Origin of the sequence: Microbacterium sp. Ru50, assembly GCF_002920555.1 — a bacterium.
GTDB lineage: Bacteria > Actinomycetota > Actinomycetes > Actinomycetales > Microbacteriaceae > Microbacterium > Microbacterium arborescens.
Genome location: NZ_PQSV01000066.1, coordinates 1 through 552 on the forward strand (window position 1 = coordinate 1; position 552 = coordinate 552).

Sequence of the window (552 nt, forward strand, 5' to 3'; positions counted from 1 at the left end):
AGGTTGCCGGTGGAGGAGCAGGACAGGGTGGTGAAGCCGAAGGCGCGGGCGGCCTCCAGGGCCTGGGCGACGACCCGGTCCTTGAAGGAGTGGGTCGGGTTGCCGGAGTCGTCCTTCACGTACAGACCGCCGGTCACGCCCAGCTCGCGGGCCAGGTTGTCGGCCTTGACGAGCTTGGTCCAGCCGGGGTTGATGTTCGGCTTGTCGGCGACGTCCGCCGGCACCGGCAGCAGGGGCGCGTAGCGCCAGATGTTCGCGGGACCCGCCTCGATGCGGCGGCGCAGTTCCTCGGTGTCGTAGGCGGAGAAGTCGTAGGCGATCTCCAGCGGGCCGAAGCACTCCTCGCAGGCGAAGACCGGGCCGAGCGGCACCCGGTGACCGCACTCGCGACAGCTCAGGGCCGCGGCGGGGCCGAGGTCGACGGTGGATTCGCTGGTGGTGGCAACTGTCTGCACAGCCATGGAGGCGAGGCCCTTTCTCCTCATCTTCCTCACGACGCATCTCGCCGTGAGACGGAATTGGCACCTTCCCTGGCCGTGAGCCTCGCGCGAA

The 552-nt window shown here is 69.2% G+C and carries 1 protein-coding gene; it reads right to left on the reverse strand.

All coding sequences use genetic code 11. From position 1 onward, the window contains the following. Nucleotides 1-461 (reverse strand): pyridoxal-phosphate dependent enzyme (locus C3481_RS16285; protein WP_146053685.1); only part of this gene is annotated, 461 nt, incomplete at its 3' end. Nucleotides 462-552: the final 91 nt, after the last annotated feature.